Annotated in this window: 25 protein-coding genes; 11 read left to right on the forward strand and 14 right to left on the reverse strand. The window is 62.6% G+C overall.

What is annotated here, in order from left to right:
- Positions 1–1402 precede the first annotated feature (1402 nt).
- Positions 1403–2761 (reverse strand): integrase arm-type DNA-binding domain-containing protein, encoded by a 1359-nt coding sequence (locus NLM25_RS38170; protein WP_254123071.1) that lies wholly within the window; start codon positions 2759–2761, stop codon positions 1403–1405.
- A gap of 827 nt (positions 2762–3588) precedes the next feature.
- On the opposite strand from NLM25_RS38170, the gene NLM25_RS38175 reads away from it, so the two are divergent.
- Positions 3589–4200 carry a 2-hydroxychromene-2-carboxylate isomerase gene (locus tag NLM25_RS38175; protein WP_254140300.1) on the forward strand — a complete coding sequence of 204 codons (612 nt, stop codon included), beginning with the start codon at positions 3589–3591 and terminating at the stop codon, positions 4198–4200.
- A 4-nt stretch (positions 4201–4204) separates the two neighbouring features.
- Here the strand turns inward: NLM25_RS38175 and NLM25_RS38180 are convergent, their stop codons facing one another.
- From NLM25_RS38180 to NLM25_RS38190, 3 genes are all read right to left on the reverse strand, one after another.
- Entirely contained in the window at positions 4205–5983 is a 1779-nt protein-coding gene (locus NLM25_RS38180; RefSeq protein WP_254140301.1) for an adenylate/guanylate cyclase domain-containing protein, read from the reverse strand.
- A gap of 141 nt (positions 5984–6124) precedes the next feature.
- Complete coding sequence (locus NLM25_RS38185; RefSeq protein WP_254140302.1) at positions 6125–6544, reverse strand: hypothetical protein; 420 nt, start codon at positions 6542–6544, stop codon at positions 6125–6127.
- A 520-nt stretch (positions 6545–7064) separates the two neighbouring features.
- Complete coding sequence (locus NLM25_RS38190; protein ID WP_254141335.1) at positions 7065–8387, reverse strand: TAXI family TRAP transporter solute-binding subunit; 1323 nt, start codon at positions 8385–8387, stop codon at positions 7065–7067.
- A 227-nt stretch (positions 8388–8614) separates the two neighbouring features.
- Between NLM25_RS38190 and NLM25_RS38195 the strand changes: the two genes are divergently transcribed.
- From NLM25_RS38195 to NLM25_RS38205, 3 genes are all read left to right on the forward strand, one after another.
- The gene (locus tag NLM25_RS38195; RefSeq protein ID WP_254140303.1) at positions 8615–9880 is read left to right on the forward strand and encodes a metallophosphoesterase; all 1266 of its coding nucleotides are present in this window, start codon (positions 8615–8617) and stop codon (positions 9878–9880) included.
- 62 nt (positions 9881–9942) lie between these two features.
- On the forward strand, positions 9943–10377 hold the full coding sequence (locus NLM25_RS38200) for a hypothetical protein (RefSeq protein WP_254140304.1): 435 nt from the start codon (positions 9943–9945) through the stop codon (positions 10375–10377).
- On the forward strand, positions 10374–10739 hold the full coding sequence (locus NLM25_RS38205) for a hypothetical protein (protein WP_254140305.1): 366 nt from the start codon (positions 10374–10376) through the stop codon (positions 10737–10739). The genes NLM25_RS38200 and NLM25_RS38205 overlap by 4 nt, the downstream gene beginning before the upstream one ends.
- A gap of 31 nt (positions 10740–10770) precedes the next feature.
- On the opposite strand, the gene NLM25_RS38210 is transcribed toward NLM25_RS38205, so the two are convergent.
- Positions 10771–11448 (reverse strand): hypothetical protein, encoded by a 678-nt coding sequence (locus tag NLM25_RS38210; RefSeq protein WP_254140306.1) that lies wholly within the window; start codon positions 11446–11448, stop codon positions 10771–10773.
- Positions 11449–11850: 402 nt separating this feature from the next.
- Between NLM25_RS38210 and NLM25_RS38215 the strand changes: the two genes are divergently transcribed.
- Positions 11851–12327 carry a DUF3224 domain-containing protein gene (locus NLM25_RS38215; RefSeq protein ID WP_254140307.1) on the forward strand — a complete coding sequence of 159 codons (477 nt, stop codon included), beginning with the start codon at positions 11851–11853 and terminating at the stop codon, positions 12325–12327.
- 219 nt (positions 12328–12546) lie between these two features.
- Here the strand turns inward: NLM25_RS38215 and greA are convergent, their stop codons facing one another.
- The 3 genes from greA to NLM25_RS38230 all read right to left on the reverse strand — a co-directional run bounded on the left by greA (position 12547) and on the right by NLM25_RS38230 (position 14075).
- Positions 12547–13029 carry a transcription elongation factor GreA gene (gene greA / locus NLM25_RS38220; protein ID WP_254123080.1) on the reverse strand — a complete coding sequence of 161 codons (483 nt, stop codon included), beginning with the start codon at positions 13027–13029 and terminating at the stop codon, positions 12547–12549.
- Positions 13030–13126: 97 nt separating this feature from the next.
- Entirely contained in the window at positions 13127–13612 is a 486-nt protein-coding gene (locus tag NLM25_RS38225; protein WP_254140308.1) for a hypothetical protein, read from the reverse strand.
- A gap of 145 nt (positions 13613–13757) precedes the next feature.
- Complete coding sequence (locus tag NLM25_RS38230) at positions 13758–14075, reverse strand: hypothetical protein (RefSeq protein WP_254123082.1); 318 nt, start codon at positions 14073–14075, stop codon at positions 13758–13760.
- Between the two features lie 252 nt (positions 14076–14327).
- On the opposite strand from NLM25_RS38230, the gene NLM25_RS38235 reads away from it, so the two are divergent.
- Positions 14328–14561 carry a DUF3551 domain-containing protein gene (locus NLM25_RS38235; RefSeq protein WP_254123083.1) on the forward strand — a complete coding sequence of 78 codons (234 nt, stop codon included), beginning with the start codon at positions 14328–14330 and terminating at the stop codon, positions 14559–14561.
- Between the two features lie 170 nt (positions 14562–14731).
- Here NLM25_RS38235 and NLM25_RS38240 read toward each other — a convergent pair whose 3' ends face one another.
- The 4 genes from NLM25_RS38240 to NLM25_RS38255 all read right to left on the reverse strand — a co-directional run bounded on the left by NLM25_RS38240 (position 14732) and on the right by NLM25_RS38255 (position 18250).
- Positions 14732–15598, reverse strand: a complete 867-nt coding sequence (locus NLM25_RS38240) for a L,D-transpeptidase (RefSeq protein ID WP_254140309.1) — start codon at positions 15596–15598, stop codon at positions 14732–14734.
- 126 nt (positions 15599–15724) lie between these two features.
- A complete protein-coding gene (locus tag NLM25_RS38245) occupies positions 15725–16243 on the reverse strand; it encodes a hypothetical protein (RefSeq protein ID WP_254140310.1) in 519 nt (172 codons plus the stop codon).
- 182 nt (positions 16244–16425) lie between these two features.
- Positions 16426–17973, reverse strand: a complete 1548-nt coding sequence (locus NLM25_RS38250) for an acetolactate synthase large subunit (protein WP_254140311.1) — start codon at positions 17971–17973, stop codon at positions 16426–16428.
- Between the two features lie 46 nt (positions 17974–18019).
- A complete protein-coding gene (locus tag NLM25_RS38255; protein ID WP_254140312.1) occupies positions 18020–18250 on the reverse strand; it encodes a hypothetical protein in 231 nt (76 codons plus the stop codon).
- Positions 18251–18336: 86 nt separating this feature from the next.
- Here NLM25_RS38255 and NLM25_RS38260 point away from each other — a divergent pair, with 86 nt between their 5' ends.
- On the forward strand, positions 18337–18915 hold the full coding sequence (locus tag NLM25_RS38260; protein ID WP_254140313.1) for a L,D-transpeptidase: 579 nt from the start codon (positions 18337–18339) through the stop codon (positions 18913–18915).
- An 84-nt stretch (positions 18916–18999) separates the two neighbouring features.
- The gene (locus NLM25_RS38265; RefSeq protein ID WP_254123088.1) at positions 19000–19815 is read left to right on the forward strand and encodes a DUF2927 domain-containing protein; all 816 of its coding nucleotides are present in this window, start codon (positions 19000–19002) and stop codon (positions 19813–19815) included.
- Positions 19816–20007: 192 nt separating this feature from the next.
- Here the strand turns inward: NLM25_RS38265 and NLM25_RS38270 are convergent, their stop codons facing one another.
- Positions 20008–21135, reverse strand: coding sequence for a threonine synthase (locus NLM25_RS38270; protein ID WP_254140314.1), 1128 nt, complete (start codon positions 21133–21135; stop codon positions 20008–20010).
- Positions 21136–21516: 381 nt separating this feature from the next.
- Between NLM25_RS38270 and NLM25_RS38275 the strand changes: the two genes are divergently transcribed.
- From NLM25_RS38275 to upp, 3 genes are all read left to right on the forward strand, one after another.
- On the forward strand, positions 21517–22773 hold the full coding sequence (locus NLM25_RS38275) for a GTP cyclohydrolase II (protein WP_254140315.1): 1257 nt from the start codon (positions 21517–21519) through the stop codon (positions 22771–22773).
- 7 nt (positions 22774–22780) lie between these two features.
- Positions 22781–24019 carry a URC4/urg3 family protein gene (locus NLM25_RS38280; RefSeq protein ID WP_254140316.1) on the forward strand — a complete coding sequence of 413 codons (1239 nt, stop codon included), beginning with the start codon at positions 22781–22783 and terminating at the stop codon, positions 24017–24019.
- Between the two features lie 201 nt (positions 24020–24220).
- Entirely contained in the window at positions 24221–24850 is a 630-nt protein-coding gene (gene upp / locus NLM25_RS38285) for a uracil phosphoribosyltransferase (RefSeq protein ID WP_254140317.1), read from the forward strand.
- A 239-nt stretch (positions 24851–25089) separates the two neighbouring features.
- Here the strand turns inward: upp and NLM25_RS38290 are convergent, their stop codons facing one another.
- On the reverse strand, positions 25090–26202 hold the full coding sequence (locus NLM25_RS38290; protein WP_254140318.1) for a M48 family metallopeptidase: 1113 nt from the start codon (positions 26200–26202) through the stop codon (positions 25090–25092).

Genomic DNA, 26202 nt, shown 5'->3' on the forward strand with positions numbered 1-26202 from the left:
ACAAGTGGAGGCCGCTAAAACTCTAACCCCTGAGGAGCCAGCCCCTCCCTTCGAGCCGCGTAATTGCTTCAAATCATTTGTGACAGAGAACGGTTGCGCCGCTCCTGCGGCGCCAGCAACCGGTCGGCTCTCTGCTGAGATGTTTCGTTGTCGTGCAACACCTCGAGGCTGCAGACGCTAGCGATCGCCACGGCGCGGCGCGAGATTCGCTGATGGTTCATGGATTTTGCTTTTAGCTCTGCCGGTAGCGGACTGGCTGCCGGGCTCAGAAACCGTAATCGTGAACGGCCAATGTGCTTTTGGGTGCCCCTTGGACATGGGCGCACCGTCCCCGCTGAACGGGGCTGTTAGAACGCTGATGGCCCTGATGCTATCTTGGGTTCCTGAGACCCAAGCCAAGGTTGCATACAACCTGAGCGTTTGCAACAGCCATTTTCTACTCATGGTGCGACGAAATCGCGCGCGCTCGTAAAACGGTTGCAAGGCTCGACGCTGACGGAAGACACGTTGGTCGATGAGGAATGGTTCGTGATCCCCTGGGTTTTCGTGCCCACGGCTGCGCTCGGTCTTACAAACCCGAATTGCTCAAAGTCCCGAAAGCGCGGACAACGAATCCGCAAACCAGTCCGAGCGCTGGTGGGCAATTGTGCCGAGAAACAGAGCAACCGGACGTGCCGGACCGAAAATGCTGTTCCCACAGTGATGGTGAGCATCGAGTCGACGCCAATGGACGCAAAGCTGACAACCGTGTGGCACCAGCGTTGCGATTTCAGATTTACAACCTGTCCGCGAGCTTTTTTGCGGCTTACCCGCGACAAATTGGCCGCTTGATGTTTGCTGTGCGAAGGTACGCCGGCCGCGGGATGCAGGCTGTCTTAGCCCAGTATGTCGCACTGCTATAGATGCTGAGGACCTTGCCCTTCTGGCGCTTGCTTAGCCAGCTGAGCGCGTTCGCGGTCCATCGGAACCGGTTCGTCCTATTTATACGCCAGAGCTACCCAGGAGCCGTCCAGCGCACCTGACTTCTATCTTGTTGGAGCAGTTTAATATTTTATTGTGCTGGGCCGATCATGGGTTCGGGGCGTAGGCGTGCGCGGCAAAGATGAGAAGACACAGATTGAGGCATTTGGAGCGCCAGATTGCAGGCAAACGCCGCATGCCGCGAAGCGCCTTCGCAAGAACCGCGGCGTGCCGCCGCCCGCGACATTCGATATCGATACGCTACCGGGTAGCTCTAATTTAACGGCATTAGAGGCAGCTGCGGTCATCCGGCGCACACCCGGAGCTCTTGAGCAGTGGCGGCGCAAACCGAACCACCCGCTGAAATGGCGCTACGTCGATGGACGCCCGCTCTATCGCGTCGATGCGGTACGCGACTATTTGATCAGATGCGATAAAGCCCCTAAGCGCTTCCAGCCGCATAATGCTCCCGGAGACGGCCGAGAAGCTCGGCTTTGATGGGGTCTAGTGGATTCGTCCTTTGCAGGCGCGCGACCTTACCGACCCGTTTCGCGCCGACCAATTCCGCGATATAGTCGTGGGCCGCTTCGAACGCCATCTTGCGTATGATCCACTGTTCGTCGTGATTGTAGACCTGATCGATTCCGCGGGGTTTCTGCCCGACACACAGCCGTTGGATTTCATTGTCGTATCCGCAGCGGGACATGATGGTTCGCAAGCTGCGCCTTAAGTCATGCATGGTGAAGTTAGCGACACCCGCTTCCTTGACCAGGCGGTTGACCATCTTGGTGAAGCCCGACATCTGGCCGCCAGTCTTCGGTGAGGGGAAGACATAATCCGACGTCGCGCGCTGGAAATGCTTTGAGGCCGCGAGCACCTCGTCGACAAGGTGAGTGCGCGGCACGTCGTGGTGTAGGCCCATCTTCGTCCATGCCTCCTCGAAGGTGATGCGGTCCTCCATGATGTGCTTTCGCCACTCGATCATGGTTGGCTCGCTGCGGCGCGGGCCACCAAGCAGGCACAAGCGTGCCAATAGCCCAAAAGCCCCGAGCTTGCCGGATGCGTGCCAGAACTTGATGATCTCCTCATCGATCAGCGCGCGCCCCTTCGTTCGGCGCCCGACCCTCTGCGCACGGGTTTCCTTGGGCGCGCGATAGCCAGCAAGCACATTGTGCTCGACGTAACCTTCACCGACGCACCATTCAAGGAAGGTGTGGGTGTGCTTGCGGAGGTCCTTAGCTGCACCGCGCTTGCCGGACTTAGCAATCTTGTCCACCGCCGACATGATTTGCCGTCGTGTCAGCTCGGCGACGGCCAGACCGAAATGATCCTTAAGACCGCGTCGCAGCGCGGACATTGCCGGTTTCCAGTTGACGACTTGCCGTTCCATCAGAGACGCCTCGTAAGGCCCCCCATCAATGATCAGGGCGACCAACGTGGTACATTGCTTCTCGGCCAACTGTTGCCGCTTCGCCTCTCGTTTGGCCTCGTTCGGATCGACCCCAATGACCACCTCAGCGGCGACGACGGTGGCGGCCTTACGCGCTGCCTTCTCGTTGAATTTAGGCCATGCGCCCAACGTCTTGCGCTGGGTGCCTCTCGCCCCAGGACTGGTAAACAGGAAGACCCAGGTCCGCCCACCAGTCGCGCGCATCCTGATGGCAAGTCCTGGCTGTTCTGTGTCGTGCAGATAGTGCTGCGACTTGCCCGGCGGCAGCACGGCCGCACGAACCACCGAGTCGCTGAGCCTCAGGTAGCTCGTCGTCTCTTCAGCTTTGAGATCTTTTTCGCCCTTTTGCATCGTTTATGCCCTTGCGGCTTGTAGGAATGGGTCGAGATGTGTCCCAAGAAAAGAAGCACAAACCGTTCCCTCCACGTCCCAGCTCCTTGTGCCCCACGGGAAAACTCACAAGGGGCACAGCGTGGGCATACAAAATATAGCAAGTCCAGCTATGGTCTACTGTGGATAAATATGGTCTCAAATCCCTGCGCTGCAACCATTTTTGCAACTGCACTATGGCTGGATTAGGTCGACCATGGTCTACTGATTGTGGTTCACACGGGAGAGGTCCAAGGTTCGATCCCTTGTGCGCCCACCATTCATCCTCCTGAACCATATTGATTGCGGACCATCGTCGACGCCTTGCGGCGTTCGGGGACCGTCCAAATCAAAAATGTCGAAAACAACCCCATGCACAGTAGCCGACGCGAGCCGGATCAATGGGTTACGTCTTTTCCGAAATAAAAATGACCCGTCGGGCAAAACAGGGCTACGATGTCATCATCCCGAAGACAGGCTCGCGCCACCAAACCACGGGCCGCACCACCCACATGATCGGTTGAAGGGCGCATCGCCCAACGGAAGACCGTTCGCTTCACACGCGAGAGGTTCGATCCCAAGTGTGCCCGCCATTCAATCTCGATCAGAGTCGCTGAGAATGCTTCCTTGCGGGGCGCGCGCAAACGACGGCTCAGACAGAATTCAGGCCGCGGGCCGAAATGGTCTGCGAAGGACCCAGAAGCGGAAGTCCCGGCTTGTTGCGATTGCGGAACGCGTTACCCCTCTCTTGAAGCGCGCGTTGCGATGACCGACAATAAAGGTGTCAAACCTGACGACGGGAGATCCAGATGGCTCCATCGCAGATTGATTTCTGGTTTACCATGGGCAGCACGCATTCATATTTGAGCGTGTCGAGACTCTCCGATGTGGAGCGATCCACCGGGATTTCCTTCCATTGGCGCCCCTTTCACCTGCTCACCATCTTGCAGGAAATGAAGCACGTGCCGTTCGCCGATAAGCCAGCCAAACTGACTTACATGTGGCGTGACATCGAGCGGCGCGCCGCGATGTACGGCTTTCCAGCAAACCTTCCTGCGCCCTACCCGGCCAAGCAATCAATCGTCGCAAATCTCATCGCAACCGTGGGCATGCGCGAAGGCTGGGGGCCGGAATTTGTTCGCGCAGCCTACCGCCGCTGGTTCACGCTGAGCCAGGAAACCGGCGCCGAGCCCAATGTATCGGGAAGTCTACGGGACATCGGGCAAGACCCGGAGCGTGTGCTTACATTGGCTGAGGCAGAGACCACGAAGGCTGCACTTGAAGCGGAGACGAGCGCGGCGCGAGATCTGGGCATCTTCGGATCACCGACGTTCGTCGTGGATCGTGAACTGTTCTGGGGCGACGACCGGCTGAACGATGCCATTAGCTGGTGTCGTTCTGGCCGCGTCCAATATGGCTGACAGGTTATTGTTGCGGCATTCCTGCCTTGCGCAACCCTTCACTGTAATTGTTGCGATCATCCTCACGTTTGAATGGGCGAATCACTTCCGCAATCGTCTTCTCGGAGTGCTCGCTTGCCAGGAGATCACCCAACGCCGCTTTTGCGGGCTCGATCATGTCGAGCTGCGCGTAGCTCGCCGCCAGTACGCGGCACGCAGTGTGAAACCAGCGTTGTCCAAGGCTCTGCCGCGCCGTCTCAGCGGCTTCGGCGTAACGCCTGAGCAGATACAAGGTCGAAGCCCGTTGGGCGAGCCAGGCGAAGATTTGCGGATCATTGGGACTGAGCCGTTGCGCCCGATCGATTGCCGCGAGGGCTTCCTGGGGGTGACCGAGAAAATTGCTTGCCACCGCCAGGGCAAAATAGCCGAGAGCAAAATTATCATTCAGCTCGATGGCTCGCCGAGCGAATTTGACCGCAGTGTCGCAATCGTCGTTATGCGCGAGATTGAGCGCTAATATGTAGCAGGCGGAAGCGCTGTTAGGGTCGAGTGCAAGAGCACTTTTTGCGGCCGAAGCAATTTGAGCATTGACATCGCCCCCTGAGCCGAGCCGGTAGGCACGCGTGCTGAATAACGTCCGCGCAATCCCCACGTAGGCGTCGGCCAGCGTGCTATCCAGCTCGATTGCGCGATTGAAACAGGCAATGGCCTTGTGTGCATCCTCCTTGCTGAACTGGTGGAAGTGCCACATCCCACGGAAATAGTGGTCTCTCGCGACCATTTGTTCCGGCGTCTTACGCCGGGCGCGTTCGATTTCGGCTTTTGAGACCGCTGGTTCTATCGCAGTGGCAACATCTTGCGCCACTTCATCCTGAATCACAAACCCATCGGTCAGATCACGGTCATACCTGTCGGCCCATATGCTGGTGCCCGTGGCGGCTTCTACAAGCTGCGCCGTCACGCGAACCCGGCTGCCAGCCCGTCGAACGCTTCCCTCAAGGAGGTAATGTACGCCCAATTGCCGACCAACGTCTCTCACGTCAACCTGGCGGCCCTTGTAGGAAAAGCTCGAATTGCGAGCAATCACGAAGAACCAGCGCCACTTCGACAACGCCGTGATGATGTCTTCGGTGATGCCGTCCGTGAAGTAGTCCTGCTCCAGCTCGCCGCTCATGTTTCGGAACGGAAGCGCGGCAATCGAGGGCTTGTCAGGGAGCGCGAGAAGTTGGCTCGGCGCGGCAGGAACAGCCTTTGAAACCGCCGAAGCCGAGACCTTACCCAGTTGCATTCGCCAGACGCGCATCGGCTCGGCGATATTCTTCAGTGCCTGCAAACCCAGATCGTCAAAGCAAATATCAAGCTTGCCGCGGAGTTGGCGTTGGGCGTCATCGGAAATGCATACGCCTCCCGGCTCTGCAATCCCCTCCAGACGCGCGGCTATGTTGACGGCATCGCCAAAGATGTCGTTCTCGTCGATGATAATATCGCCGACATGAATCCCGACCCGAAACTCTATCCTTTGATCCTGTGGTACGGCGGCATTCCGCTCTGCCATGCTGCGCTGGACTTCAACGGCGCAGCGACCTGCGTCCACGGCACTGGCGAACTCGACCAGCATGCCGTCACCGGTCGTCTTTACAATGCGGCCACGATGCTCGGCGATAGCGGGATCGATGAGTGCTTTCCGGAACGACTTGAGCTGCGCCAGCGTGCCTTCCTCTTCGCGGCCCATCAAACGGCTATAGCCGGCGACATCCGCCGCTAACACAGCCGCCAGGCGCCGCTCCACGCGCTCGCTGCTCACAGGTTCCTCCCGGCTCGGGAGATTGAACAGACAGTATAGCAATTTGGCAGCGCATTGTCCGGCCGCCAATGGCCGCGTAGAGACCGACGAGGGTTCCGATGGCGACCAACCCGGCAGCATCGTCAGCGAGGCGTGCGAACGTCAGGGGCTGAGCGGCGTGAGGGCGTTGCGCAGTGGCGCGCTGGAAATTTGCATCAAGCCCGCAAATGGCTGACCCAGTTCCAGAACCAGGTAGATTGCCCCGGCGGCCGACAGTGCAAAAACGAACAGCGAGCCGAAAACGGTTGCGCTGGGCTTGGCAAACAGGCCGAAGCTTCCAAAGATGATGGTAAGCCAGAAAATAAGCACCACCAGGAACGGCATAGGGATCGAGTTGTTTGTCTGCGCGAACAGCAGCAGGCGGATTTGCGCAATGTCGGTGGCTGTATGGTCCTGGCTTGCAGGGAGCGCTGGGAATCGTTCTGCGGCGAAAGCTTCTGAAGCTTCGCAAAGAATGCGTCGCTTGCGGCGGTCGCCTCGAAGGGGTTCGCCTTTGCAACCTCGGAATTTTTCTCGCGCCACATTCGATCGGCTAAAACAACGATGCCGCGCCGCAACAGATTTCGTACGTCGTTCGTCTCCGCTCCGTACTGCGCCAGCAGATTGTCGAGCAGGACAACTTGACTCGTCATCTGTGTGACTTGAGTGGTCTGCGTGTCGTAGGAGCCCTTCGCCGAGGCGATCAGCAGGCCGAGGACAAGCGCGGCTATCGTCCCGATGAGGCCCGTGCCCAGCCTGACCACATCCTTGTCATCCGTGCTCAGGTGATGCCCAGGAAGGAACATCCCGAGCAGGGCACCGCCCGAGATGCATAGAAACGTGGTGCACGATAGCGCGATTGCATTCATGATTCACCAATGTGTCGTAAGGCAGCGGCCGTCTCTCTGCTGGTCATCCAGTTCCAGGCCGCAGCTTCAAGCTCCTTCGCCTGAGCGCAACCCTGGTCTCGGCCGCGTAGCTTTGACGGGGCATCCTGATGCGTCGTGGCTGTGGTTCCGACAATCGCGGTACCGCGGCATGTCGCGACCTGGCGCTGTGTCGCCTACGCCGCGGAGGCAACTGCGTGTCCCTTGGCGATCAATGTGCGTCGGTCGTGAATCAAGTTCTCCAGCCGGTGGGCTGCCACGTTCAATGTGGCATCATCCACCGCGCTTTCGTCTCCAGCAGCGGATTTGGCGCGCTCCGCCTTCAGGATGCCGTCGATGTCGTCTTCGATATCCGAAAGTTCAGCCTCGGTATCGACCTTCCGAATCCGGCGCGCCAGGGCATAGAGAGAATCGAGCGGCCCTTCGGCCGGGCGGCTGCCGACGCCCAGGAATTTCCACGCCGCCGCAAGCATGGTGGCAGCGCCACCCAGGACCATCGGCGTCAAATAGATCCAGTTGCCGTATTCATCCATGAAGCTTTGCGTGGTGCTGTTGTAAACGGCTGCCGCGCCGGGGTGCAGCGGAAGGTAGGCATCCTGGTCGGTGCTGGGCGCGGTGATCTGTGCGAAAATCGGCTGCTCGCGCAGAAGATTCCTGCGCGCGCTCATGATCGCCTCCGTGAGGCCGGTTACCAGATCAGTGCCGAGCTTCTTTTGCGCAACCAGATAGAGCGAGGTCCTCAGCGTTGTCACATCATCTTCCGGGACCGGCGGCGATCCCCGCAGCGTGCCCTTCGGGACGTCGAAGCTTTCAAAGGCGCGCTGAACCTCTGTGATTGCCCCCGCGGAATCGATCGGGATCAGTACCGGGACCTTCTTATGGTCGAGCTGAAAGAATCCGCGAACGAGCGAGAGGTATTTCTCGGCGAGCGGGATCACGACAAGCAGGGCATTGACCTGCTTTGACTGAATGGCTTGTCGGACATCCGTCAAAGCAAGGTTCTTGAATACAACTTTTGCGCGCGCCAGATCGTATTCCTTGGTCAACGCATCGACAATTTTGGCGTTCGTTACGCCGCCGACCACGCCGACCGTGCGTCCCTTCAGGCTGTCCATGCTGTCGATGGTCGATCCCGGCGGCGCGATGATCAGGACGGCCATATGGCTGACGACGACGACGGCTTGCGCCTTCGACAGGTCGCCGACATCGCCGCGAACCACAGCGAGATCGACCTTGCCCGCGGAGAAAGCGGCAGCGGCCTCAAGCGCGGTGCCGCTGTCGATGACCTTGAGCCGGACCGGCGCGTTCGCTGATACGAACTCGCCTGCCATCGCTGACATTGCCTTCGCTGCCTCGCCGTCGAGCGAGCCGACCGCCACGGTCAGCGTTACCGGGCGGCTGTAGTACCGATAGGCAAGGAGACCTGCGCCTGCCGCAAAGATGACGACGCCGACAAGCAGGAAAAAGCGAAGCCACAGCGGCAATTTTATCGACATCATGCTCGCCACTCCAGACGCGTCGGCCGATGCAGACGTTGATCTATATCAAGCCTACCCGCCGCTGAAGGTCTAGCGGACACGGCTGGCAAATCAGGCTGTTCGCGCGCCGTATGCGGCGGCTCATTCCCTCTCCTCGATCAGGGGTGATCATGATGAAATCCTCTTGGCCTAACGAACCCAGTCGTCGCCTGGTTCTAGGCGCGCTTGCGGCGCTCCCGACATTCTCGATGCCGGTCGTTGCCAATGCGCAGGCCCAAACAACAACCGCGCAAGCACCCGCTTCCACCGGGGGCGGCTTTTCATTCGCGGCGGTCGGCGATACCCGACCGATGATGTACCTCCCATTGAAGGAGGGACAACCGGACCTCAGCAAGTTCTTCGTCGAGATGTTCGGGTTGGTCATGCCGGAAAAGGTCGCCGAGGCCGTCGTCGCGAAGGATGTGAAGATGATCTTCGATCCGGTCACAAAGGACCTGATCAAGGTCGTCATGCCGTTCGCATCCAAGACGGAAGTGATGACCCTGACGGTAGACAAGGGTTGGGTCACCGAGGCATCCGTTGAAGACGTGAAACTGCTTCCCGGAGTGCATCGAACCATGTTCCGGCTTCAGGGCGGCGAATGGGTGACGCGCGAGATCGTCAAGGACGTCCAGTCCGGTCGCGCCAAATTCGTGGTCAATAGCGGTGACGCCGTGTGGTGGGGCAATCAGGGCTTGACCGTGAGTGACAGCCCATACTGGAAGCGCGTGAACGAAACAATGTTGAAGAAGCTACCCGCGCCAGATGACGAGATGCGCGCAGCCGGTCTGGATGGGCGCTTTTTCATGAGTGTGGGTAATCATGAGGTGTGGGCCGACCCGAAGATTGAGGGCGTACTTTCGGCGGTGCCGTATCTGAAAAAATTCGGCGTCACGCCGGAAAACCTCATCTACAAATTCGACTTCAAGGGCGCCCGCTTCATCTATCTCTGGAGTGGCAAGTACGACTACCGGTCGCCCTCACAGTGGGACGCCGATCGGCCAAAATATGCCGAGCAGATGACCCAGCTTCAAAAATGGATGGACGAGGCGAAGGCCAATGGCATTCGGAAGGCGTTCATCGTCTTCCACTATCCCGTGTTTGCGCGGTCGGGCTTGGGCCCGATCCCGGCTCCCGATAATCCGCACAAGGTGATTGCGTCGTATGCGAAGGACATGGAGGTGGTCGTGTTGAACGGGCACGTCCACACCACGGAAATCTACGACGTAGATGGGGTTAAGTATCTGATGTTGGGCGGTGGCGGCGCCGAGCAAGACCCAATCCTGCCGGGGCGAACCAGCATCAAGGTGCCCGCCGACTATCCGCAGGACCTTTACTGGAAGGGCCAGCCTCCGCAAGAGGAGTACAACTACGTGCTGGTGGACGTTGACCCCGGCCAGAAGACGAAATTCACCCTCAATCGCTTCCGGCCATGGTCAGCAGAGCCATTCGGAACCGAAGAACTCTTCACGTGACAGCGAGCGGGCAATAGGCCGGGGGTAAGGTTCTGACGATAGTACTCCTGATTGTTCACGGCTTGGTCGCCGTTGCACTGCTTGGCGCGATCACGCACCAGACTTTGGCGACGTGGGCGACTGCGGGAACGCGCCCCCGTTCGTTTTTCGGCCGCTTTCGCTCCGTGCCATCGGCCCGGTTCGCCGACGCCGTCGTCGTCCTGTATGCCATCTCCATCCTGCTCGGTGGGATCATCTATCTGTATTTTCGCGTCGAGATCAGGCCGGAGTTGGAGCGCGCCGGTCATTGGCCAGCCCTGGGCTTCTTCGACCTCAAGGAGCATTTCGCCGCTATCGGCTTTGCGTTGCTACCAGCCTATTGGGTTTGCTGGCGACAGCCGCGTGCCGACGAGCCTACTCAGACGCGCACGATGCTCACCTCGATCCTCGCCTTTGTCATCTGGTGGGGCTTCCTGACCGGCCACGTCGTAAACAACATCAGGGGTTTCGGCGCATGACGCCATCGGCTGCGTTCCGCCGCTTTGCATTCGCGTTCGGGACAGCATTTGGCTTCCTCTACGTGGTCGCACTCGCAAAGGACCTTGCTCTTTTCACCGTTTTCCCGTCGCTCGGCATCGTGCTGGCGGGCACGCATCATTCGCGAGACGTTGCTGCCCCTGCGATGGGATTTCTGGCTCCAGCGATGTACTGGTACGGATGGGCCGCGACGGCCGCGCTCGGGGCACTGATCGTCGCCCTCGTTGCTGTGCCGTACGCCGAACGCTTGACGCGATACGTTTGGCCGGGATGGGTGTGGGTCATTCCCATCCTCTCGATGATCGCTTGCGTCTATCTCACCCTGCCCTGGTTCAGGCTCTGACCTGGGTGCGACTTCCTTCCGGATTCAAGCCTTAGGCCGTGCGAGCCGGCCGCCAGGCCGCGTAGAGACCGACGAGGGTGCCGATGGCGACCAGCCCGGCCGCGAGCAGCACCTGCAACTCCCCATCGTCGGTGGCGCCCACGGACGACACCAGTCTGGTTACGATGACGAACAGAATACCCACCGAGGCCGCTGCGCCCACGCTGAGATAGGCGAGTTCTCGCGTCAGGTTGCGGCCGAGAAGTCCGAGTGCCGTAAAATACATCGCGCATGCGTTGGGATGAACGAACAAGGCCACGCGCGCGTAGGGACCGTAGGAGTCGAACAGAGACTCACATCGGTTCATTGCCGCCTTTGAGGCAACCCGCTGCAAGAACGCCCTGAAAAAACGAGCCTGTCCGTAACTCAGAACGGCGCCCACGATGATGGCCAGCCACGCCACGATGAAAACGGAGGCATCCGCAGGCTTCGGATTGAGCGCCACGGACATCAGGATGAGGGCGGTTCCGGGAAAATAGCCAAAATACGGGAAGACCGACTCCAGGAGCACGCAGGCGAACATGAAGACCGGAAACCATGGTGAACCGGTCGCACCGTGGACGATGGCGTTCAAGTCGAAGAGGTCAGTCTTGTACAGGACGAGGTACATGCACATGGCCAATCCGGCCAGCGCGTAAAACGGCAACGCTCCCGACAGAAACCGTCTCATCCAACCATCGGGCTTTGTTTCGCGGACACGGCGGAGACCTTCGAGATCAGCACAAGACGACCGAAACGCATGGCTCAAGCTTTAGGCGAATGAGGTTGCCCCTGTCGATAGCAATTCTCACCTCGCCCTGCGCGCTCCTGCGCAATCGATTGCCTGTTTCGATTCGCCGAGAATCCCGCACAAGTGGCAGCATACAATTATACCCTTGCGGAAACCTGAACTTTTCTCCCGTCGCTTGGACTTATACTTGCGTCCCGGCTTCGCGCCTTGGGGTACAGAGAGCTTCAGCCGCCGCCGGGGCGTCGCCGAGGGCTCTCTTCGTGCCGCCGCGAACAGCTGCGGGCACGATGTTCAGCTCGCCGGCACTTCTTGACTTGAGTTCAACAAGCGCAGGAGGAGCCTATGCGGAAGTCCCTCACCTTTTTCCTTTCTGGCGTGGCATTGGCCGCCGCGGCGTCGACCGCTGTAGCCGGTGAGCGGGTGCTTGAGTTCAAGCTCGTCACGAAGCCGCTCGACCTCAAGGTCATCGAGGCCGCAAACGTCGAAGGACAGACGGTTGTGGCCGGCAAATTCTTCGGCGTCGCCGTCTTCAACGATGGCCGCATCGGAGTGAAGGAGTTCGTCAACAGTTCGGACCTGCTGAAAGGATCGGGTCCCTTCTTCGGCTATAGCACCTACACGTTCGAGGAAGGCTCGATTACGGCGCGCTACACCGGTACGGCCAAGGACGGCAAATCAACCGGCGAATACACGATCCTGTCGGGCACGGGTGCCTATGCGAACGCCACCGGTACGGGAACAATCGAAAGCGCGCCGAACCCGTTCAAGGGCGTCAACCTGCTGAACATAAAACTCGTCGTCAGAACGTCCGGCTCGTGACAGCACAGTGTCCACGGGCCCTGCACGAAGGAAGTTGATCCCTTGCGTGGCGTGTTGCCCGGCCGGCTTGCGCATTGCCGGCCGGGTGATTTGCTGAAGCGCCCGACCGGGGTCGCGAGCAATCATTCGCAGCATTGAAACGCTCGCTGACCAGAACAGCGCAGTCAGTCACAGGCCCAGTGTGACCTCCGCCCAGCGCATCGCGATGCTGCTGCATTCCTACGCGATCGAGAGAATCTCGATCTCCTGCGCGCCTGAACCAACGACATCGCCGACCGCCTTCCCGATCAGCGACTTCGCAACCGGCGCGACGAACGAGATCGACCCGGCCTTCGGATCCGCTTCGTCCTCACCGACGATGCGATAGGTTTGCACGCGGCCATCGGTGCGGCTGAAGGTCACGGTGCTGCCGAAGGCGACGACATCGGTCGACGCCGGGGTGGGAATGACCTGCGCCGTGCGCAGCCTTTCGGTGAGGTAGCGGGCGTCGCGCAAGGGCACCGCCGATTGCCGGCGCTTCTCGTTGACGTCCTCGATGGCTTGTGCGGCTTCATAGGCCTCGCGCGCTTCCTGAAGCTGCGACTGCAACGCCTGCAGGCCTGCTTCCGTCACGAAATTTGGATGCGGCGAGATCGGGCGATCCGGCAACAGCGTCTCGGACGCGGTTTCGGCGCTTTCTTCCTTGGTAAAGGCGACGCTCAATTCAAGATCCTGTCGAACCGTTTCGGGTAACCGCTCGCGCCTCGCGCCCCCTCAACAGGGAATCGCGTGCTGGGCCGCGGCCGGTGATTGTCCCGGACTATATCTCAAGTTCGACGAAACGACGGAGCTTGAAGACGAGGTCCGGCATGGCCTGGCGGAACCGCGTTGCGTTCTGGAACGTGGTCGAGAACGGCGCGAAGGTGATCATCGCGTTCCAGTGCTTATAGCCGTAGACCGTGACGGAGGCGCCGGTCGCCGGAAAATTCTCCAGCTTGCGCAACTCGCCGAGCACGAGATCGGCGATCGCCTCGGCAGGCAGCAACCGCTTGCCGTCCGGCGTCGTGGTGATTTTCGCCGGCGGCTCGACCGGCTTCGCGGCAATAGGCACGGCATCGGGCGCATCGTCGGGTTCGGCCGGTGCGGGATCGGGGGTGGACGGCTCGACCGGATCAAATCCGTTCGTCGGCGCTGTCGGCGGAACCTCGGCGAGCGGCGGCGGAGCAGCGCTGTCTGCGCGCTTGTTGCCTCCCAGGATGCTGCTGATCATGGCCACAAGGCCAGCATCCTTCACGTCGTCGCTCATTACTCCCCCCGGGCTATGGCCTACTCTAGCACCGCTCTCGCGGACCGCCACCGGGGATGTATAGCCGGATTCGCCTGGTCAGGACCGTCACGCGAAGGCACCGGCGGCCCGACGCGTGGGTCGCGTCGCGCCGCCGTGCGATCCGTCACTGCTTATCGAACGGAATATATTGCTGGTACTGCTTGGGCACCGAACTGCGGTAGCGCGCAGGCACAGTGCCGCTGTCGACCGAATGATCGATCTCCTGCTGCCGCGTCATCTTCTTCTTCGCGGGCTTCTTCGATGCGCTCTTCTTGGAGTCGGTCGGCTGGCTGGAGGTGTCGCTGGTCGCGCCCGGCGCGGTGGTTGTCGCCGCAGGCGCTGCGGTTCCGTCGGCGGCCGGCGCGCTCTGCGCCGGCGCGAGCGATGTTTGCATGAGAAGCGCCAGCGCTGCTGTCGCAGCCAGCAAATATGACCTTTGCATTAGAACCTCCAAAATACCTGATCCGAACGAGACAAGCGTAGTTCTCCGGAATCGACGCGTGCAAGTCTGCTCACGAAAGGCCGGAACCCCAACGCGAACTGTGGCCGAGATCACATTGCCGGCCGCCGGCTGCGACATGATGTGCCTCGACGCGAACGCAAGGCATTCCGCCGACACCAAGACAGGCATGACCATATATCAGACGAGCCAAGCTCGCTGACGTTCCCCATCCCACTCTCGAAGGAGATTGAAATGCGTCGCATCATCCTCACTCTCGCATCGTTCGCCGCGCTGATCGCCGTAGCATCCCCGGCCGCCCAGGCACATCCTGCAAACGATCGATATTGCCTGCAGGGGCGCATGTGGGGCTATCCCGGCAACTGCCAGTTCGCGAGCTATCAGCAGTGCCTCGCCAGCGCTTCCGGCACGTCGGCCTATTGCGGCATCAATCCGCGCTACGCGTTCTCGCAGCAGCGCGCCTACTGACGACATCGCGGCGCGCGCATGATGCGCGCGCCGCCACATTTTTTTGCGTGAAGACGATCCACCTCGCCGGCAGTCCGGCGAATTGACTTGCGCGGCGGCGGGGGTGATCCGCTGCACTGAGCGGGTGACGGTCGTTGTCGCCAAGGCCGCTTGCGTTACGGAAGTCTGAACTACCGGGCCTCGGCGATCTTCGATCCAGACGGCAGCATCTGCGCGTTGGCCGCCAAGGGCCGCTTCGACGGCGATGCCGGGTCCGGCAATCGGAAAGCGGCGTCGGCCGGCGTTCCCTGGGATGGACGACGGGCAGCGGTTGTCGGAAGCACGATCACCTTCGCTCCAATCTTCACCCGCTCATAAAGGTCCATCACGTCGTCATTGGTCAGCCGGATACAGCCGGACGAAACCCGCTTCCCGATCGTGTCGGGATTGTTGGTGCCGTGAATGCGATATTCGGTCTCGCCGAGATACATCGCCCGGGCGCCGAGCGGGTTGCCGGGACCGCCGGCCATGAACCGCGGCAGATAAGGCTGACGCCCGATCATCTCTACAGGCGGATGCCAATCCGGCCATTCTGCTTTGCGGGCCACGGTCTGCTCGCCCGACCAGGTGAAACCTTCGCGGCCGACACCGATGCCGTAGCGCATCGCCTGCCTGTCGTTCAGGACGAAATAGAGGAATGTGTTTCCGGTATCGATGATCACGGTGCCCGGCGCCTGGCGGCTGGCGTAGTCAACCACCTGCCGAACAAATGCTCCGGGACCGTCAGCGGCCTTTGGTGGCTCGATCAGAGGCGCCGGGGCCGGAACCGGAGCCGGAGCTGGAGCCGGCGCGGCTGCTTGAACTGGAGTTGCCACGTAAACCGGCGTTGACGACGCCTGGGCTTGCTGTGCGGACGGCTTCCGTACCGGTTGCACGCTCGCCGGGCGAGACAGGAAACCATACCCCAATGCGGCGACGGCCACGGCGCCCACTGCAACTCTCGCGGCCATTGGGAGTGCGAACGCCTCTGCCTTTCCGCGTTTGGCCCGCTTACCCATATCTCTTTCCCCAGGTCACCATGCCCAGGAGAGGTACCCAGCAACATTTAAGAAACTTCGAAGCGATTTCGCTCAGGCTGGAACCGTTCGCGATGGTTAACGCCGGACTCTTGTTCGGGACGCGCCCTAACGCGTGGCCCCTGGTCCGCTCTCCAGGAGCCGCGCCGCGAACCAGAGCGACAGCGGCTGATCGACGACGCCGCCGACATAGACTTCCGATGTCGTGACATGGTGCCTGTCCAGCACAAGCAGCACGCCGATCCAGTAGGCGAACCAGACATGCGCGTCGGTCAGCGCCATCAGCTTGTGCTGGTCGTGCTCGAGCGAGGTGTGGTTGCTCGCCTTGCGGATCTCCACGGTGAGCAGATTGTTCGGGATCTCGCGCTGATGCACGACGACATCGGGATAGATCGACTTTCCCAGATGGTCGTCGGTGGAGATGATCGTGCCGTGCGGCAGATGCAGCGTGCGCTCGCCGAGGCGGTCGTAGTTGCAATCGACCGACCAGCCGGAGAATTGCCGTTCCAGATAGACGGCGAAGCGGTGCGTGATCGCCCGCTCGCCGACGTCCTTCTCGAACAGAAATGCTTCGTGAGCGTAGAAGTCCCGGAGCGCCGCGATCACCTTGTTCAGCTCGGTCTGCATCTTGCCCCCCGGCCCATCACGCGCACTCAGTCGCGCCGCTATCAGACCCTCATGGTGAGGAGCGCGGAACGCGCGTCTCGAACCATAGAGGCCCCTATCCCACCTGTAAGCATCCTTCGAGACGCCCGCTTACGCGGGCTCCTCAGGATGAGGGCTGGAATTCGCGGCGCAGCCCGCCAGACTTACATCTGAACTTCGATCAGCCGCGGCCCGGGCTCGGCGACGGCCTCGGCCAGCGCCTTGTTGAACTCGTCCGCGTTGGTGACGGCGCGGCCGGGCACGCCCATGCCCTTCGCCAGCGCCACGAAGTCCAGCGTCGGACGGTCGAGCCGGAGCATGTCGTTGGCGCGCTGGCCGGGCTCGCCGGCGCCGACATTGTCGAACTCGCCGCGCAGGATCTGGTAGATGCGGTTGGCGAACACGATGGTGACGATGTTGAGGTTCTCCCTCGCCTGCGTCCACAGCGACTGGATCGTGTACATCGCGCTGCCGTCGCCGACCATGGTGATCACCTTGCGGTCCGGACAGGCGATCGCGGCGCCGATCGACAGCGGCGTCGAGAAGCCGATCGAGCCGCCCATGTTCTGGAGCCAGTCATGCGGCGCCGCGGCCGCCGTCGGCGGGAAGAAGCCGCGGCCGGTGGTCAGGGACTCGTCGACCATGATCGCGTTCTCGGGAATCGCACAGGCGATCGCCTGCGCGATCGTGGCGAAGGTGAGCGCGCCGGTCGGCTTGACCAGTTCCTGCAACGCCTGCGGCTTGACGTCCTTCGCACTGGCCTTCACGGCGCCGGCGAGCGCCTCGAGGGCCGCGACCGAATTCTCGCCCCAGGAGGTCATGCGATGGACGTCGCAGCCTTCGGGCCGCAGCACACTCGGCTTGTTCGGATAGGCGAAGAACGCCACCGGATCGTCGGACTCGACCAGCACGATGTGACGGAACTTCGCCAGCATCGGCAGCGCGTTCTCGATCACGTAGTGGATGCGGTCGATCGAGAAGCGGCCGCGGCCGCGCGCCATCTTCGGGCGGAAGGTCGGGCCCATCACGGTGCAGCCGGTCTTGCCGGCGATACGCTCGGCCAGGGCCAGGCCCTGCTCGCTCAGCGCGCTGCCGGTCATCAGCAGCAGCGTGCCCTCGCCGTCGCCGTGCAGGATCTTTGCGGCCTGCTCGACCGCCTGCGGCGAATAGCTCGCGCGCTGCTGCTCGGCCGGCACCTCGGCGATGCCGTCGGCCTCGTTCCAGGCGGTGTCGGCGGGCAGGATCAGGGTCGCGATCTGCGGCGGCGCGCTCTTGGCGGCGGCGATCGCCGCGGCACCGTCGGCGGCGACCGACTTGGAATCCGGCGAGGTGCGGACCCAGGACGACATCGGCCGGGCCAGGCCCTCGATGTCGGAGGTCAGCGGCGCGTTGTAGCCGATGTGGTAGACGGCATGCTGGCCGACGATGTTGACGATGCCGGAGTTCGCCTTCTTGGCGTTGTGCAGATTGGCAAGGCCGTTGGCGAGGCCGGGGCCGAGATGCAGCAGCGTCGAGGCTGGCGTTCCCTTCATGCGGAAATAGCCGTCGGCGGCACCGGTCACCACGCCTTCGAACAGGCCGAGCACACAGCGCATGCCCGGTACGCGGTCGAGCGCCGCGACAAAATGCATCTCGGAGGTGCCTGGGTTGGTGAAGCAGACGTCCACCCCACCCTTGACCATCGTCCGCACCAGGCTTTCCGCACCGTTCATTCTTCAGCTCCCACAACCGGCAATGTTCAGATATCAGCCCGATCAATCATTGTTCGCCGCCCCCGTCAAAGCAATAGCGCCCATCGCGGCCCTGCCCCGCGCGGCGATGCGCCGGCTTGGCTAATGCTCCGTTCCGATAGAATCGGAACGGGGCATTAGATTCATGTTTTGACGCTTTTTCTTCATGCGAACCGGTATCCACTTCGCTTGAAAACGCTCCAATGCCTTCCGGCAAATGGGCGGGGTTGCCGATTTGGTAACGCCAATCGTTAAGCATGGCGCCTTCACGGGGCCGTGGCTTGCGAAAAGCCCGCAAATATGGCCTGTAACTTCAGTTGAATCGATTTTTTGCTGGGGGAAACAATGATCCGGTTTTTTGCCGCGCCGATTGCCGCCATTGCATTGCTGTCGGCCATGGCAGGCGGCGCGCTCGCCGAAGAGTTCGACTCGCGCGACATCATGGGTGGCGGCCCGAACTTCTTCCGCGGCGGCTCCAGCCCGATCCCCCGCACCACCGTCTTGTACAACGGCAACTATGCCCCCGGCACGATCGTGGTGAACACCAGCGAGCGCCGCCTTTATCTGGTGCTCCAGAACGGCCAGGCGCTGCGCTACGGCATCGGCGTCGGCCGCGACGGCTTCCGCTGGGGCGGGGTACACAGGATCACCGCCAAGAAGGAATGGCCGGCCTGGACGCCGCCGTCGCAGATGCTGGCGCGCCGGCCCGACCTGCCGCGCCACATGAAGGGCGGCATCGAGAATCCGCTCGGCGCGCGCGCGATGTATCTGGGCTCGACGCTGTACCGCATCCACGGCTCCAACGAGCCGGAGACGATCGGCCAGGCGGTGTCCTCCGGCTGCTTCCGCATGACCAACGACGACGTCAGCGACCTCTACAGCCGCGTCTCGGTCGGCACCACCGTGGTCGTGCTGAACAACTAGCCGTCGGCGAACTGCGGGAACCCGCAGGGCGCGTGAATATGCGGTCTTGTGCGTCGCTTCCGAATACGGCAGCGTCAGCCAGCAATGAGCGCATTGGCCCCGCCTTCATCCGGCTTTCGCATCGCCCTGCTGGCACTCGCCACCTTCGCGTTCGCCCCTGACACCGCTACCATCGCCGTCGCGGGCGAACTGCCCGCGATCGCCTCGCGCCAGCGCACCGAGAAGAAGAGCTTCACTGACGGCGAGATCGTCGAGGGATTCTTGAAAACGGCGTTCGGCGCCGAATACCACCTCGCCGGCCGCGTCGACCGTATCCGCAAGTTCGACGGGCCGGTGCGCGTCTACGCGGAGAGTGACCGCGCCGATCGCAAGACGCAGCTCGCAAAAGTCGTGGCCGACATCGGCGCCCGCGTGCAGCATCTCGACATCGCCATGACCACGACCAGCGAGGCGGCGAACGTGCGGGTGAAGCTCGTGCGCGACCGCGACCTGTTCCGCACCATTGCCAGCTTCTACGGCGCAGAGAAGGCGCGCGAGATCCGCACCTCGCTCGATCCGCAATGCCTGTCCGGCTTCCGCAAGAACGACAATTTCGAGATCGAGCATTCCGACGTGATCCTCACCGTCGACAACGGCGATTTCACCTTCCTCGACTGCGCCTATGAGGAGCTCTTGCAATCGCTCGGGCCCATCAACGACACCGCGAGCGTGCCGTGGACCATGTTCAACGACAATGTGTCGATGGGCTATTTCGACGTCTACGACCAGTACATCCTCAATTTACTCTACGATCCCCGCATCAAGCCCGGCATGACCGTGCCGGAAGTCAAAGCGGTGCTGCCGCAAGTGCTCGCGGATGTGCGGGCGTGGGTGAAGCGCGTGAATGATCTGAAGGAGTGAGGCTTCTAGCGGCAGAGCTTCTTTCCCTCTCCCCCTGTGGGAGAGGGTGGCTCGCCGCGCAGCGGCGAGACGGGTGAGGGGTATCTCTCCGCGAGTCATTCTCTCTCGAGTACGTGGAGACAGACCCCTCATCCGGCGCTTCGCGCCACCTTCTCCCACAAGGGGAGAAGGAAGAAGGAACACCCCGCCGCTCTACTGCACCAGATCGGCAACTGTTGTCGCAGCCTTCAGGCCGGTGCCGGTGAGGACCGCTACCGTCGTCTCGTTCGCCTTGATCGACCCGGCAGCGGAGAGTTTTTCCAGCGCGGCGGCCGCACTGGCGCTGGTCGGCTCGGCGAACAGGCCCTGACGCGCGAGACGGCGCAGGGCGGCGACGATCTCATCCTCGGTCAGCGCAACGGTGCCGCCGCCGCTCTCGCGCAGGGCAGCGATGATCTCGCGCAGGCGCAGCGGGGACTTGATCGCGGTGCCCTCCGCGATGGTCTTGCTCACCTCGCGGGCTACGGGTGTATCGACACCGGCCCTGAAGCTCGCATCGATCGGCGAGCAATTTTGCGGCTGCGCCGCGAACAGGCGCGGCAGCTTTGCGATCTGGCCGGCTTTCAGCAACTCACGGAAGCCGAAGGCGCAGCCCAGGAGGCTGCTGCCGGCGCCGACGGGGACGATGACGTTGTCGGGCGCGCGAAAACCGAGGTCTTCCCAGATTTCATAGGCGAGCGATTTGGTGCCTTCGAGGAAGAACGGCTGCCAGTTGTGGCTGGCGTAAAAGGTCTGGCTCGACTGGCGGATGGCCTCGGCCTCCGACTCCTCGCGCGGCCCCTCGACGAGCTGCACCGTGGCGCCATAGGCGCGCACCTGCGCGATCTTGGCCGGCGACGTGGAGGCCGGCGCCAAGATCTTCACGCGCATGCCGCCGGCGGCACCCAGCCCCGCCATCGACGAGCCGCCATTGCCGGAGCTGTCTTCAAGAATGGCGTCGACGCCGATCTGCCGCAGGAACGAGAGCATCACGGAGGAGCCGCGATCCTTGAAGCTGCCGGTGGGGTTGAACCATTCGAGCTTGAAGAACGGCCGCAGATCGCCCCAATCCTGCTGAACTAGCGGCGTGCAGCCTTCGCCGAGCGTGATCGGCTGTGCGATCGCGACCGGCAGCGCCGCCCGGTAGCGCCAGAGCGAGCGCGTCCGGCCGTCAATCTCCTCGCGCGAGATCCCCGTCCCCGGCGTCACCAGCAGCGGCGTGCGCTCGTCCGAGCACCAGCGCGGCTGGTCCAGCGGATAGAGCTGTCCGTTGCGGGGATCGATGTAGCTGGCGGCGGGCATGGCGTTCTCCGGGGAAGGCGATCTGTACGACTGTTGTGATGACACGGTTTGTCCAGGATTCGAAGCGTGCCGCGCAAGCCACGCAGCAGCCCTTGAAAATAAGAAAACAGGATATATTTCAACACCTTAAAAAGACCGCACAGACCGGGCGGCCAGGCTGGCCTGTGCGAGGGCGCGGCGTTCAGGCAGGCCCTGCCGGCGCGTCGGTGACGGGAATTGGGCCGCAAACGGCCTTACCCCCGGCGGGACGATTAACTTGTCTGTCGCGACTGCCCGCTACACTATGTTGGATTGAGCTTGCGGCGCCGGTGTTCCCATCGGCAACGCGGCCGAGCCAGGCCCGTCCGAGCGGCGGGCCGTCGGCTTTTTGGGAGTTTGGTCATGAGCCGTGCGAACCGTACCGACCACATCCGCCTTACCTCCCATCCGGAGCCGGGCAAGAAGTCCGCTTTTCCGATCCACTGGGGCGCCGCGGATGCACGTGCACGGGGGCCGATCATCGGCACGGTATCGCGCGCCGGGGATCGCAACGTGATCGGCAGCCATGGCGGGTCCTACGCAATGTACCGGGCGCTCGCGGTGTCCGCAGGCGCGCTCGATCCGATCAGGCGTCCTGACCTCACCAACACGTTTCCAGCCGCGACCATCGGGCCGTTCCCGCAATGGAGCGATCCTGCAAAGATCGTCGCGCTCGATCCGTGGGGGCATCTGGTCGCGGAGAATTTCGGCAAGGACATCGCCGAGGGCGTCGACATCCGCCCAAGCATCGCGGTGACGCGGGCGCGGCTCGACCTGCCGGAGATCCGCGAGGCGCTGGCCGCAAAACGGCTGCGCGCGGACGGCGAGGTCGTGCATGCCAATGGCGGCGTGTCGGTGGTGAAGATCGCGATCGATCCGGTGTGGTATCTGCCAGGCCTTGCCGAGCGCTTCGGCACCAGCGAGACCGAGCTGCGGCGCACGCTGTTCGAACAAACCGCCGGCATGTTCCCCGAACTGGTGACGCGGCCGGACATGAAAGTGTTCCTGCCGCCGATCGGCGGCACCACGGTCTACATGTTCGGCGACGTGACCAAGCTGCCGGACCATCGCACCAAAATCACCTGCCGCGTGCATGACGAGTGCAACGGCTCCGACGTGTTCGGCTCCGACATCTGCACCTGCCGGCCGTACCTCATCCACGGCATCGAGGAATCCGCGCGCGGCGCGCAGGAGGGCGGGCTCGGACTGGTCGTCTACAATCGGAAAGAGGGCCGCGCGCTCGGCGAGGTCACCAAATTCCTGGTCTACAATGCGCGCAAGCGCCAGGAGGACGGCGATGCGGCCGCCGCCTATTTCGAGCGCACCGAATGCGTCGCCGGCGTCCAGGACGCGCGCTTCCAGCAATTGATGCCGGATACGATCCACTGGCTCGGCCTGAAGCGCATCGACCGCTTCCTATCGATGAGCGACATGAAGCATGACGCGCTGACCTCGCAGGGCATCGACATTGTCGAGCGCGTGCCGATCCCGCCGGAGCTGATCCCGGCCGACGCCTATGTCGAGATCGCAGCGAAGAAGGCCGCCGGCTATTACTCGACCGATATCGCGCCGGAGAAGGACGTCAACGGCGTGGTCGGACGTTCGCTGGAAAAATACTGATCGCGCGATGGCGAACGCTTTGGAACGAGAGGCCCGCTCGCTGCTCACCGCAAAGGCGGTGCGTGCGCGGGCCGGGCAGATGCTCGAGATCGGCCTTGCCGGTGGATTGAGCCACTTCACGATCGATCTCGATCGCATGGATGGTGTTGCGGAGGCCGTGCTCGCGGTCACGCGAATAGCCTATCCGACGCTGGACATCCCCTTCCATGCACGCTGGCGGCATTTTGTGCTTGGCGGCGTCGATCGCTGGGCGCGGTTCGCGGATGCTGGATCGTGGACCGATCGCGCCGCACGGGCGCGGGCGGAATTCGATCTTGCCATCGTCAGTGTGCTGCTCGATGCCGGCGCGGGCGCGGCATGGCGGTATCGCGACGCGGTGAGCGGCGAAAGCATCGGCCGATCCGAGGGGCTTGCGATCGCCAGCCTCGACATGTTCGCGGGCGGTCTGTTCTCTCGCGATGCCAGCGCGCCCTTCAGGGCCGATGCCGACGTGCTCGCGCAACTGCCGCTCGCCGCGCTGACGTCCGCCTTTCAGGTGAGCGAGACCAATCCGCTGCTAGGGCTTGAAGGACGCACTGATCTGCTGCGGCGCCTGGGCAAGCTGGTGGCGGAGCGCGCGGACGTCTTCGGCCAGCGCGATACGCCGCGGCCGGGCGGCCTGTTCGATCACATCGCAACGCAGGCGAGTGACGGCGCCATCCCCGCGCCCGCCATCCTGTCCGCCGTGCTGAACCAGCTCGGGCCGATCTGGCCGTCACGTCTGGAGCTTGGCGGCGTTCCGCTCGGCGATTGCTGGCGCCATCCGGCGATCAAGGCGGACGACGCAACTGCTGGCCTCGTCCCCCTGCACAAGCTGTCGCAATGGCTGAGCTATTCGCTGATCGAGCCGCTCCAGCGCGCCGGATTTGTCGTCACCGACATCGACGGCCTGACCGGGCTTGCCGAATACCGCAATGGCGGCCTGTTCGTCGATCACGACGTGCTGCGCCTGCGCGAGGCCGCCGATGCCGGGCGCGCGCATGCCGTGGATTCGCTGCTCGTCGTGGAGTGGCGCGCGCTGACCGTCGCGTTGCTGGACCGGCTGGCGGAGCGCATCCGCGTAAAGCTCGGCCGCACGCCCGACACATTGCCGCTCGCAAGCATTCTGGAAGGTGGCACCTGGGCCGCCGGCCGCGCCATCGCTTTTTCGCGGCGGCCCGACGGTTCGCCACCACTCAAGGTGATCAGCGACGGCACCGTGTTCTAACCCTCTCCCCTTGTGGGAGAGGGTGGCTTCGCGAGAGCGAAGCCGGGTGAGGGGTATGTCTCCGCGGACACATCTCTCAGTGAAGTTCGCGGGAGAGAACCCCTCATCCGGCGCTTCGCGCCACCTTCTCCCACAAGGGGAGAAGGAAGAATCGCCGGCTCGTTGCATTTCAACCAACGCGCATTTCGTTAGGAGCGTTACATGGAAGGCGTCACGATCGTCGATCATCCGCTGGTGCAGCACAAGCTGACGCTGGTGCGGGACAAATCCATCTCCACCAAATCGTTTCGCGAGCTGATCAAGGAGATCGGCATGCTCCTGTGCTACGAGGTGACGCGCGATTTGCCGCTCGCTGACACTGTGATCGAGACGCCGCTGGCGACGATGCACTCGGCCAAGATCGCCGGCAAGAAGCTGGTGTTCGTGCCGATGCTGCGCGCGGGCACCACCTTCGTCGACGGCATGATGGATCTGGTGCCGACCGCGCGCGTCGCCCATATCGGGCTCTACCGCGAGCCGTACAGTTTTGCGGCGGTCGAGTATTTCTTCAAATCGCCGTCCGATCTCGGTGAGCGCCTCGCCATCGTGGTGACGCCGGTGGTCGCCACCGCCAACACGGCAGTCGCCGCAATCGACCGGCTGAAAGAGCGCGGCGCCAAGGACATCCGCCTCGCCTGCCTGATCGCCGCCCCGGAAGGGTTAGAGCGGCTGCGCGGCTTGCATCCCGACGTACCGATCTGGACGGCGGCGGTGGACGAGGGCCTCGACGAGAACGGCTTTATCCTGCCGGGCCTCGGCGACGCCGGCGATCGCGCTTACGGGACAAGGTAAGCAACGAACAAGGTTCACCGCTCCCCCACGCGCGGACTGGGCCATCGAACATGATCGTGGCGGGGTCGGAGCAAGCGCCTCGTCCTTCGAGACGACCGCTTCGCGGTCTCCTCAGGATGAGGCTGAGCAACAGCTTTGCCGGCGGAAATAGCGGCCACACATTCAGTCCTCATCCTGAGGAGCCCGCAAAGCGGGCGTCTCGAAGGATGGCCGCATGCGCGCTTCCCGCCACGCTTGGCTCAAATCTTCCCGCTGCCGCAAATCAGCTTCAGCGACTGCCATTCCTTGTCCGTCAGCAGCGGCGGGCCGCTGACGGGGCGGTCTTCCCTGGTCATCCGCGCAAGGCGGTCCTCGGTCAGCGGGTGGCTGGCGAGGATGGTCGTCAGGCCAGAGCCGCCTTCCTTGCCGGTGATGCGGAACATCAATTCGGCCGCGGGCTTCGGCGAGCGGCCGAGTTTGTGCATGATCTCGATCGCGAACGTATCGGCAGCGGTCTCCGCCTCGCGCGAATAGGAGGCTTCGACCACGCTGCGCGAGGCGAAGATCACGGCGGACGAGCCGGTGACGTCGCCGAACAACAGGCCGATCAGGAACGAGGTGCCGCCGTTGTAGATCAGCCCGCGCATGTTGTCGTAATGCTTGAGATGACCGAGCTCGTGCGCGAGGATGCCGGCCAGTTCGTCCGGGTTTTCCGCCTTGTCGACCAGGCCCCTCAGCACGTAGACCTTGCCGCCGGGCAGCGCGAACGCATTCGGCACCGAGGTCGGCAGCACGCTCGCCGTCATGGAGTCATCGTCGAGGCCGGCGGCATCGCGCAGGCGGTTGACCAATTTCGTGAACGCGGCCTTGCCTGCGGGGTCTTCGCACACGTTGCGGCCGAAGATGGTTTTCACCTGGACTTCGGATGCGTCGCCGATGCGCCGTTCGATCGGCTTGGGCACCAGCGGCGCGAGCCGGTCGGCAGCGAGCGGCACGCCGAACAGCACGACGCAGACGATGGAGACGGCGGCAGCGACCGACCAGCCGACGATCTTCGCGACACCGCGGCGCGAGGTCTGGTGTTCGTCGAGACGCATGCAGCGGGCGATCACGTCGGCGGCCAGCGCAGCGTCGCGGATTTCAAGCCGCGCCAAGGGCGGCGCGGAATTCGAGGCCAGGCGCAACATGCCGGCCGGGCTGTCGGCGCGGCGGATGTCGGCATAGGCCCAGCGAACCGGCGCTCCGCCCTCCTCAAGGATCTCGAGCGCATCACCGAGCGTCAACTCCACCTGCCGCCTGCGGCTCGACACGCCGTCGAAGAAGATCGTCGGCTTGACGGACTGCGCCGGGGCCTCGGTGGACAACTCACTCAC

Origin of the sequence: Bradyrhizobium sp. CCGB01 (assembly GCF_024199795.1) — a bacterium.
Lineage (GTDB): Bacteria > Pseudomonadota > Alphaproteobacteria > Rhizobiales > Xanthobacteraceae > Bradyrhizobium.